This is a genomic window from Streptomyces turgidiscabies Car8, from assembly GCF_000331005.1.
Lineage (GTDB): Bacteria > Actinomycetota > Actinomycetes > Streptomycetales > Streptomycetaceae > Streptomyces > Streptomyces turgidiscabies.
This window is the reverse complement of record NZ_AEJB01000293.1, coordinates 1-2,065: the sequence shown is the minus strand read 5'-3', so window position 1 is coordinate 2,065 and position 2,065 is coordinate 1. Positions and strand designations below refer to the sequence as shown.

The following is a 2,065-nucleotide window of genomic DNA, read 5'->3' as shown; positions in this document are numbered from 1 at the left end:
CTTCCCGAAACAGCCGGGCGACCGGCCGACCGGCTAGAGCAACCCGTCCCACATCTGCTCCAGCAGCACCGACCACCAGCTCTCCGGCGAGCCGAGCGCCGCCGGGTCGAGGGAGGCGAGCTGAACCTGGAAGTCGACGGTCCAGCGGCCCGCCTGCTCCTGGTTGAGGCCGTAGCGCAGCCGCCACATACGGCCCAGCAGCGCGAGACAGCGCGCGAACTCGGGCAGCCCCGTGTTCACGAACTGCGGCGGTACGGGCGCCCCGCCCGGCCCCGCCTCCACGGGCACCGCGACGATGTTCGCCGTCCCGTACTGCACGCAGACCGCCTTGCCGAAGTCGGTGCCCATCACGAGATACGACCCGGCGTCCGACGCCGGCCGCACCCCACGCTCCTGCGCCAGCTCGGCGAGTGTCGGCACCGGCCGCCCCGGCTGGGCCTGCGCCCAGAAGAACGGCCCCATGTCGGCGGGCAGCCCGGCGACGACCAGCGTGTGCGCCACGATCTGCGGCACCCCCTGCCGCGACACCGCGGCCTGGTCGAACCGGAACACCCCCGGCCCGAACGCACCGGCCAGCTCCTGCGCGACCCCCTCCGGGGGGATCGGCGGCGCGGGCTGCACGGGCGGAAGCGGCGTACGCACCGGCCCCGGACGTGCCGGACCGTCCGCCACCTGGTGCAACTCGCCCTGGTGCACGAGGAGTTGGCCCATGCCCTGCTGGCGGCTCGCGTGGTCGGTGCCGTAGGGCGCGATGCTCGTGATGCGGGCGTTCGGCCACTGTTCGCGGATCATGCGCGCGCAGTAGGCACCCGGCAGCTCACAGCTCTCCAACTCGGTGTGCAGTTCGAGGACTTGATCCGGCGGGATGTTCATCGCCCGCAGCTCGTGGAAGATCTGCCACTCCGGATGCGGCGTCCCCGGCGCGGACCTCCGGATCACCTGCTGCTCGGACCCGTCGGGCGCCCGGTAGCGGAGCACGGCCTGATAGCCGGGACCGACCGTGGGCTGCCCGGGCGGCGGGTAGCCGTACGAGGGGGACTGAGGGCCGGGAGTGGCGGCGAGGTTCGACGCGGGCGGCGGCGGAAACCCACCGGCGGACGCCGGCTGAGGGTGCCCCGCGAAACCGGGCGCCGCCATACCGGGCACAGGCGGACCACCCGGCGCGTGCATCCCGGGCACCGGACGACCGCCGGGGGGCGGAGGCGTCGCACCGGGGGACGCGGTGGGCTGCGGAACGCCATGGGCACCCGGGGCGCCGGACGTACCGGGGAAACCGGAGCCGCCGCCGGGGAAACCGGGGGCACCCGGCGCCCCGGGGGCACCTTGCGCGCCCGGGGCGGGATAGCCGCCCTGAGCACCGGGGGCACCCGGCCCGCCGGGCGTTCCCTGAGCACCGGGGAAACCGGGCCCACCGGGCGCGCCATGGCCGCCCGGAGCACCGTGACCACCCGGGACACCCGGGCCGCCCTGCGCACCCGGGCCGCCAGGGAAACCGGGAGCACCGGAGGCACCAGCAGCGCCCGGAGCGCCCGGGAACCCCGGTGCGTTGGGCGGGCCGGGAGGGCCAGGTACGCCGACGGCCGGAGGCGGCGGGGGCATGCCGGGGCCGGCGACCGGGGGAGCGGCCAGCACGGTCTCGGCCTGGTGCACGGCACCCGGGGTCCCAGGAACGCCAGGAGGCTGAGGAGCGCCGGGAGCGGACGGTACGCCCGGGGCAGCCGGCGGCTGGGCAGCCCCGGGATTCCCAGGCGCGCCCGGCGGCCGGGGCACGTTGGCGGCGCCGCCCTTCGGGTCGGCGAACATGGTCGCTGCATGGTGGACGCCGTCGGGAGGGGTACCCCCGGGCGAGTGCGGAACGCCGGACCGGTTCGAGGCACCAGGGGCACCCGGAGCACCGGGCGGACCCGGAGGCAACGGAGCGCCGGGCGGCCGAGAAGTGCCGGACACCCCGAGCCGACCGGACCCACCGGCGGCACCCGAAGCACCCGGAGCCTGCCCCCCGCCCGCACCCGGAGCCCCGGGAGCCGCCGGAGGCTGGGGCGCACCGGCCCCACCGGGGCCACCA

Annotated in this window: 1 protein-coding gene; it reads right to left on the bottom strand. The window is 76.9% G+C overall.

Annotated features, from left to right (window positions below; translation table 11 throughout):
* Positions 1–33 precede the first annotated feature (33 nt).
* A partial coding sequence (locus STRTUCAR8_RS49875) for an SUKH-4 family immunity protein (protein ID WP_048818785.1) occupies positions 34–2,065 on the bottom strand: 2,032 nt, incomplete at its 5' end.